At 75.7% G+C, this 7976-nt stretch carries 6 protein-coding genes and 1 riboswitch; of the genes, 3 read left to right on the forward strand and 3 right to left on the reverse strand.

Going from position 1 to position 7976, the window contains the following annotated elements:
* The first annotated feature begins 3 nt into the window (after window positions 1-3).
* Both J5O08_RS12805 and J5O08_RS12810 read left to right on the forward strand, forming a co-directional pair.
* Window positions 4-2160, forward strand: coding sequence for a YhgE/Pip domain-containing protein (locus J5O08_RS12805; protein WP_218707269.1), 2157 nt, complete (start codon window positions 4-6; stop codon window positions 2158-2160).
* A 13-nt stretch (window positions 2161-2173) separates the two neighbouring features.
* Entirely contained in the window at window positions 2174-2788 is a 615-nt protein-coding gene (locus tag J5O08_RS12810; protein WP_218707270.1) for a TetR/AcrR family transcriptional regulator, read from the forward strand.
* Between the two features lie 94 nt (window positions 2789-2882).
* On the opposite strand, the gene J5O08_RS12815 is transcribed toward J5O08_RS12810, so the two are convergent.
* The gene (locus tag J5O08_RS12815; RefSeq protein ID WP_218707271.1) at window positions 2883-3107 is read right to left on the reverse strand and encodes a BldC family transcriptional regulator; all 225 of its coding nucleotides are present in this window, start codon (window positions 3105-3107) and stop codon (window positions 2883-2885) included.
* Window positions 3108-3123: 16 nt separating this feature from the next.
* Window positions 3124-3198: riboswitch (cyclic di-GMP riboswitch) on the reverse strand.
* A 377-nt stretch (window positions 3199-3575) separates the two neighbouring features.
* On the opposite strand from J5O08_RS12815, the gene J5O08_RS12820 reads away from it, so the two are divergent.
* Window positions 3576-4301, forward strand: coding sequence for an Abi family protein (locus tag J5O08_RS12820; protein WP_218707272.1), 726 nt, complete (start codon window positions 3576-3578; stop codon window positions 4299-4301).
* Between the two features lie 13 nt (window positions 4302-4314).
* On the opposite strand, the gene J5O08_RS12825 is transcribed toward J5O08_RS12820, so the two are convergent.
* Both J5O08_RS12825 and J5O08_RS12830 read right to left on the reverse strand, forming a co-directional pair.
* Complete coding sequence (locus J5O08_RS12825; RefSeq protein WP_218707273.1) at window positions 4315-5025, reverse strand: response regulator; 711 nt, start codon at window positions 5023-5025, stop codon at window positions 4315-4317.
* The gene (locus tag J5O08_RS12830; RefSeq protein ID WP_218707274.1) at window positions 5022-7559 is read right to left on the reverse strand and encodes a DUF4118 domain-containing protein; all 2538 of its coding nucleotides are present in this window, start codon (window positions 7557-7559) and stop codon (window positions 5022-5024) included. Before J5O08_RS12830 ends, J5O08_RS12825 begins: the two co-directional genes overlap by 4 nt.
* Window positions 7560-7976 lie beyond the last annotated feature (417 nt).

The following is a 7976-nucleotide window of genomic DNA, read 5'->3' on the forward strand; positions in this document are numbered from 1 at the left end:
CCGATGCTCTCCTCCCTGTCGACCGGCACCGAGCTGCGCCGGTTCCGCCGCGGCGTGCTGCCGAAGCTCGCCGTCGTGGCGATGCTCGCCATCCCGCTGCTCTACGGCGCGCTCTACCTCTGGGCCTACTGGGACCCGACCGGCAACCTCGACCGGCTGCCGGTCGCCCTGGTGAACGCCGACGAGGGCGCGACCCGGGACGGCGAGCCGCTGCACGCCGGCGACGACGTCGTCGACGAGCTCCTCGACTCCGACGCCCTCGACTGGCGGCAGGTCGACGCCGACGAGGCCGCCGCGGGCGTCACCGACGGCACGTACTACTTCGCGGTCACGCTGCCCGGGGACTTCTCGACCGACATCGCGTCGATCGGCGGCGACGCCCCCACGTCCGCGGAGATCGACGTCACCTACAACGACGCCAACTCCTACCTGGCCTCGACCCTGGGCCGCAGCGCGATGACGCAGATCCGCGCCGCGGTGTCCGCCACCATCGGCGAGCAGGCCGCGGACCAGGTGCTCGTCGGGCTCGGCTCGGCGCGCGACGGCTTCGCCCAGGCGTCCGACGGCGCCCTGACGCTCACCGCCGCGAGCGGCGACCTGTCGTCCGGAGCGCACCAGGTCGCCGACGGGGCCACCTCGGCCGCCGACGGCGCGGCCCGGCTCTCGTCGGGCGCCGCGGACCTCGCGAGCGGCGCGGGCCGGCTGGACTCCGGGGCGGCGACGCTGGCGACCGGCGCGGGCACGCTGTCGTCGGGCGCGAGCACCGCGGCGTCGGGCGCGGCGGACCTGGCGGACGGCGCGCAGCGGCTGGCCGCGGGCGCGTCCGACGCGTCGACGAAGTCGGGGCTGCTGGCGGCGGGCGCGCAGCAGCTGAGCGACGGCGTCGACAAGGCGGCCACGACCCTGGGCCGCCTGTCCGGCGCGAGCACGGGGCTCGGGTCCGTCGCCACGAACCTGACCGCGCTCGCGCAGGAGCAGGCCGCCGCGGGCGACACCGACGCCGCGCAGCGGATCCAGGCCCAGCTCCAGGCGATGCAGACGACCCTCGCCGACCTCGGCCTGCCCACGACCGCCGACGGCCAAGCGAAGGCCGCGGCCGACCTCCGGGCGCTCGTGACCGGCGCCCACGACCTCCGCGACGGCTCCGCCGCCCTGTCGTCCGGCCTCGGCACGCTGTCCTCGTCGACGGCCGAGCTCGCGTCCGGTGCCGGCACCCTCGCGTCCGGCACCGCGCAGGTCGCCGCCGGCGCGTCCGACCTCGCGGGCGGCGCGGGCACCCTCGCCTCCGGTGCGTCCGACCTCGACTCCGGCGCGCAGACGCTCGCCTCCGGCGCCGCCGACCTCGCGTCCGGCACCGGCACCCTCGCCTCGGGCGCGACCCAGGTCGCCGACGGCTCCGACCAGCTCGGCGACGGCAGTCAGGAGCTCGCCGACAAGCTGGCCGACGGCGCCGCGCAGATCCCGGACGACTCCGACGCCACCCGGTCCGACCGGGCGAGCGCCCTGAGCACCCCCGTCGGACTGTCGAGCACCGACGTCGCCGCGGCCGACGGCTACGGCGAGGGCTTCGCGCCGTTCTTCGTGCCGCTCGCGCTGTTCGTCGGCGGGCTGATCACGTGGCTGCTGCTCCGCCCGCTGCCGCCGCGCGGCCTCGCGACCCCCGCCCGCGGCTGGCGGATCGCGCTCGCCGGCTACCTGCCCGCGCTGGCGATCGGCGTCGGCCAGGTCGTGATCCTGCTGACCGTCGTGCACTTCGGGCTCGGCCTCGGCTGGTCGACCGCCCTGGGCACCGCCGCGTTCACGGTGCTGGTCGCGGGCGCGTTCCTGGCGGTGCAGCAGATGCTGATCGCGGTGCTGGGCGCGGCGGCGGGCAAGGTCGCGATCATCGCCCTGCTCATGCTGCAGCTCACGGCCGCGTCCGGCACCTACCCGGTCGAGACCACGCCCGCGTTCTTCCGGGCGCTGCACCCCGCGCTGCCGATGACCTACGCCGTCACCGGCCTGCGCGAGCTCACCACCGGCGGCACCGACGCGCGGCTGTGGACCTCGGTCGCGGCGCTGGCGGCGTTCCTGCTCGGCTCGCTCGCGATCACCTCGTGGCGGGCGGCCCGGCAGCGCACGTGGACGCTGTCCCGCCTGCACCCCGCCCTGTCGATCTGAGAGGCTGGGTCCCATGCCAGCCGCCGCCGACGCCGTCCCCGCGCCCTCCGGGGCCGTCGACTCCCCCGGCCCCGGCCGGCGCGACACCCGCCGGGCGATCATCACGGCGACCGTCGCGCTGATCGCGGACCGCGGGTTCTCCGCCACCTCGGTCGACGACATCGCCGACCGGGCCGGCGTCGCCAAGGGCAGCGTCTACTACAACTTCGGGTCCAAGGGCGCGCTGTTCGAGACCGTGCTCACCGAGGGCCAGCAGGCGCTGACCACCGCGCTCCGCGGCGCGGCCGAGGGGCGCGAGGGCCGGGACGCGGTCGGCGCGCTGGTGCACGAGCTGCTCGCGCAGATCCAGGGCCACCCCGACTTCGCCAAGGTGCTGGTGGCCGAGGTGTTCCGCACCGGGCGCGACTGGCAGGACTCGATCCGGCAGGTGCGCAACGAGTCGTTCGCCGTGTTCGCCGAGGTCGTCGAGGCGTCCTGGCCGCACCGGGACCCCTCGCTCACCGCCGCGGCGATGTTCGGGGCGACGCTCGTCGCCGGGCTGGAGTGGCTGGCGTTCCAGCCCGACCGGCCGGTGGCGGACGTCCGCCGCGCGGTCCTGGCGACGGTGCTCGACCCGCTGCCGGGCTGAGGTCCAGGCGCGGGCGCGCGGTACCCCGGAACGCGGAACGAGCCCCCGAGCGTGTGCTCGGGGGCCCGTTCGCGATGCTGCGGGGTGCTGCGCCTCAGAGGCGGCCGGCCTGCTGCGGCACGCCGCCGAGCAGCTCCATGACCTCGGACTCGAGGAACCGGCGGTGGCCGCCGAGGGTGCGGACGGCGGAGAGCTTGCCGGCCTGGGCCCAGCGGGTGACCGTCTTCGGGTCGACCCGGAACATGACCGCGACCTCACCCGGCGTGAGCAGGGAGGCGGAGGCCTGGGTCGGGAGCTGGGCCTCGAGGGGGTACGTCATGGTGACTCCTAGTCGGTTCGGTAGCCCGGCTGTCCCCATGGGACCCGTGGCTTTGCGTCCCCGCCTTGCAGCGGGTTTGCCGTTGTCGCTCAACGAGGAGAACTATACAGAAATCGGACAGATCGGCAAGTACCACCCGAGAGCGGACAGAACCGCAGGTCAGCGGTGTGCGCGTTCACATCGCGGACGGGGGCCGACCGGTCCGCGGCTACCAGCGCGGCGTCGGCGCCGCCACCGGGGTCAGCCGGACGAGCGGTGACGCCACCCGTCCGGGCGCGTTACGGGACGCGGAGGTCACCCGGAGTGCGTATGACGCTCGCGCCTAGGTGCCGGTGAGACCGAGCACGATGGGAGACGCCCCAGCCCGGACATGAAGAACCCCGGCCGCGTCATGGCTCGAGTCCAGAGAGGCGGGTCCGGGGAGTACGCCACCACTGTAGTCGCCGCTCGTCGTGAGGGGAGCCCTCGGTGCAACCGCAGCACTCGGTCGCGCTGGACCGTGCGATCTCGGCCGACCGGTTCACCACCTACCTTCGCGCAGGCGGCGGCGACCGCGAGCGGGCTCGGGCGCTGTACGTCTGGGATCGCGACGTCGCATCGGCCGTGCTCGCGGACATCGCGATCGTGGAGGTCGCGGTGCGCAACGCGCTCGACGGCGCTCTGACCGAGATGCACGGTGCGCGCTGGTACACCCGGGACATCGGCTTCGACGACCGATCCCGCCACAAGCTGGCGGTGGCCTGGCGGGACCTGCCCCGGTCGCGCCGCACCCCGGGTCGTGTCGTGGCCCAGCTCATGTTCGGGTTCTGGGTCGACCTGCTCGACTCCGGCGGGACTGTCGGGCGCGAGCCCCAGCAGTGGTCCGTCAGCTACGAGGACCTCTGGCGCGGCGGCCTGGCGAGAGCGTTCCCCGGCGGTCGCACCGAGGCCGCGGCGAGCGGTGGCCGCTTCACCCGCACCTGGACGCACGACAAGCTGAGGACCACCCAGGCGCTGCGGAACCGTGCGGCCCACCACGAGCCGCTCGTGAACGGCGTACCGCTGCCCGGCCGGGCGCAGTCCAGGCAGCCACGGATCAGCGTGCGGGACGGGCTGGACGCGTATCTGCTCGTGCTGCGGATGATCGACCGCGACCTCGCGGACTGGGTGACCCAGGAGTCACGGGTACAGGCCGAGCTGCGACGCCGGCCGTGACCGCCCCGAGGCGTCACTCCGCGGAGACGCCGCTGCCGCCCGTCGGGTCGAAGCGGTAGCCCATGCCCGGCTCCGTCAGCAGGTACCGCGGCGCGGCCGGGTCCGGCTCGAGCTTCTTGCGCAGCTGCGACAGGTACAGCCGCAGGTACCCGGTGTCGGTGATGTGCTCGGAGCCCCAGATGTCGGAGAGCAGGGTCTGCCGGGTGACCAGGCGGCCGGCGTTGCGCACGAGCACCTCGAGGATCCGCCACTCCGTCGGGGTGAGCCGCACCGGCTCGGGCGGGGTGCCGTCGCGGGTCACGGTGGTGGCGGTGAGGTCGACGGTGACGTCGCCGATGCGGACCAGCGGCTCGGCGTCGGGGCCACCCGAGGCGCGGCGGGTGAGGGCGCGGATCCGGGCCAGCAGCTCGTCGACCCCGAACGGCTTGGTCACGTAGTCGTCGGCGCCCGCGTCCAGCGCCTCGACCTTGTCGGCGGAGCCCGTGCGCCCGGACAGCACGAGGACCGGCGCCGTCGTCCAGCCGCGGAGCCCCTGGATGACCTCCACGCCGTCGAGGTGCGGCATGCCGAGGTCGATGAGGTACAGGTCGGGCTTGTGCTCGATGGCCTGGTTCAGCGCCGACACGCCGTCGGTGGCGACGAGGATCTCGTAGCCGCGGGCTCGCAACGTGATGCGCAGGGCCCGCAGGATCTGCGGGTCGTCGTCCGCGATGAGGATCTTCACGCCGCGCGCTCCCCCGGGTCGGGCGCGGCGCCGGCCTGGCGCAGCGCGATCACCATGGTCAGCCCGCCGCCGGGCGTGTCCTCCGGCCCGAGCGTGCCGCCCATGCCTTCGGCGAACCCGCGCGAGAGCGCCAGACCGAGGCCGAGGCCGGTCGCGTTGTCCGTGTCGCCGAGCCGCTGGAACGGCACGAACAGGTCCGCCCGCCGGTCTGCGGGGACGCCGGGCCCGTGGTCGACGACGCGGATCTCGACCCGGTCGGCGAACGCGCTGGTCTGCACCCGCACCGGCACGCCCGCGGGGCTCGCGTGCACGGCGTTGGCGAGGACGTTGACGATCACCCGGCGCAGCAGCGCGGGGTCGGCCTGCACGGGCGGGAGGGCGGGGTCGAGCTCCAGGTGCACCTCGTCGGGCCCGAGGGCCAGCTCGTCGAGCGCGGGCAGGATCACGTCGTCGACGTCGGTCGGGCGCACCGAGACGCCGAGCACGCCCGCCTGCAGCCGGCTGACGTCCAGCAGGTCGGTGACCAGGCCGGTCAGGGTCGCCAGGCTCTCGTCCGCGGTCGCGAGGAGCTCCTCGCGGTCGGCGGGCGACCAGTCGACGTCGCTGGACCGCAGGCTGCCGACGGCGGTCGTGGCGGCCGTGAGCGGGCGGCGCAGGTCGTGGCTGACCGCGGAGAGCAGCGCGCTGCGCACCTGGTCGGTCTCCCGCAGCGGGCCGATCGCGTCGGCGGTGCGGCTCAGCCGCTGGTGCTCGAGGGCGGCGGCGACCTGGGCGACGACGACGCCGAGCAGGCGGTTGTCCGCGCCGTCGACGTCCGGCACGTCGGAGTCGGTGCCGCGCGGGACGCCGTCGCCGCGGTCGAGGTCCAGCACCGTGTGCTCGTCCACGGGGACGTGCGGCGAGCCCGGCCGGACGGTGCCCGACTCCGCGAGCACCTCGTCGTCCGCGCGCAGCCGCACGCCCGCCAGGCCGAAGGCCTCCCGCGCGCGCTCGATCAGGGCGCCGAGCGCGTCCTGGCCGCGCAGCACCCCGCCGGCCACCGTGGCGAGCAGCTCGGACTCCGCCCGCGCGCGGTGCGCGGCGCGGGTGCGGCGCGCGGCGAGGTCGACCACCGCGGCGACCAGCGCGCCGTTGACCACGTACAGGGCCAGGGCGAGGGCGTGCACGGGTTCGCTGACGGTGATGGTGTGGGTCGGCGCGACGAACAGGTAGTTCAGCGTCAGCCCTGACAGCAAAGCGGTCAGCAGCGCGGGCCACAGGCCGCCGACCAGGGCGATCACCACGACCAGCAGCTGGTACGCGAGCACGTCGCTGGCGAGCGAGTCGACGCTCTTGGCGGTGACCAGCCACCAGGTGAGCAGCGGGCCGAGCAGCACGCACAGCGCGAACCCGAGCAGGCGCCGTCGGACGGTCAGGGCGCCCGTCACCCGGGGCAGCGGCAGCCGCGCGCCGGCCGCCGCCGCGTGGTTGACGATGTGCACGTCGATGGGCCCGGCCTGCCGGATCACCGTGGCGCCGATGCCCGGGCCGGTGAGCGCGGCCTTCAGCCAGCCGCGCCTGCTCAGCCCGATGACGAGCTGGGTCGCGTCCTGCGCGCGGGCGAACTCGACCAGCGCGGTCGGGACGTCCTCCCCCACCACCTGGTGGTAGGTGCCACCGAGCTGCTCGGCGAGCGCCGCCTGGGCCGCGAGCGCCCCGGGGTCGGTGTCCCGCAGGCCGGTCTGGGCACTCACGTGCACGGCCAGCAGCTCGCCTCCGGCCGACCGGGCCGCGATCCGGGCGCCGCGGCGCAGCAGCGTCTCCCCCTCGGGCCCGCCGGTCAGGGCGACGACGACGCGCTCGCGCGCCTCCCACGGCGCCTCGATGGCGTGCTCGGCGCGGTAGGAGCGCAGCGCGGAGTCGACCTCGTCGGCGAGCCACAGCAGCGCGAGCTCGCGCAGCGCAGTGAGGTTGCCGAGCCGGAAGTAGTTCGACAGCGCCGCGTCGACGCGCTCCGCCGGGTAGACGTTGCCCTCGGCGAGACGGTCGCGCAGGGACTGCGGGGCCAGGTCGACGAGCTCGATCTGGTCGGCCGCCCGGAGGACCGCGTCGGGGACGGTCTCCCGCTGCGGGACGCCGGTGATGGTGCGGACGACGTCGTTGAGCGACGCGATGTGCTGGATGTTCACCGTCGTCAGCACGTCGATGCCGGCGACGAGGAGCTCCGCGACGTCCTGCCAGCGCTTGTCGTTGCGGGAGCCGGGGGCGTTCGTGTGGGCGTACTCGTCGACGAGCGCGACCTGCGGGCGGCGGGCGAGCACCGCGTCGAGGTCGAGCTCGGTGAGCGCGATGCCGCGGTGCTCGACGCGGGCGCGCGGCACGACCTCCAGGCCCTCCACCAGCGCGGCCGTGGCGGCACGCCCGTGGGTCTCGACGACCGCGACGACCACGTCGCGGCCGTCGGCGCGCAGGTCGCGGCCCGCCTCGAGCATGGCGTAGGTCTTGCCTACGCCGGGCGCCGCCCCGAGCAGCACGCGCAGCCGGCCCCGGGTCATCCGCTCACCTCTCCTGGTCGTCGAGGGCGAGGTCCGGGCGGTGCGACGACGACGGCCGCCGCGCGTTCCGGGGTGCTCCAGGTCCCTGCCGTGATCGTAGCCCCGCCGGGGCGGTGACCTGCGGCTGGGCATCGCGCCGCGGCACGCGCCGAGCACCGCGACGTGTGGCCCGAGCGGCACCCGCGGCACGGGGCCGGGCATCGCCCGCGGCACGGGGCCGGGCATCGCCCGCGGCAAGGGGCCGGGTACCGCCCTCGGCACAGGGCCGGGTACCGCCCTCGGCACGGGGCCGGGTATCGCCGGCAGCACAGGGCGGGGCAGCGCCCGCGGCGCGCGGCCGGACCGCGCGCCGCGGGCGCCGGCTCACGGCGCGGGCCACCCCTCGTCGGCTGCGGTCGCGTCGAGCGCGCGCCGCAG

The sequence above is a fragment of the Cellulomonas sp. PS-H5 genome, assembly GCF_019265565.1.
GTDB lineage: Bacteria > Actinomycetota > Actinomycetes > Actinomycetales > Cellulomonadaceae > Cellulomonas.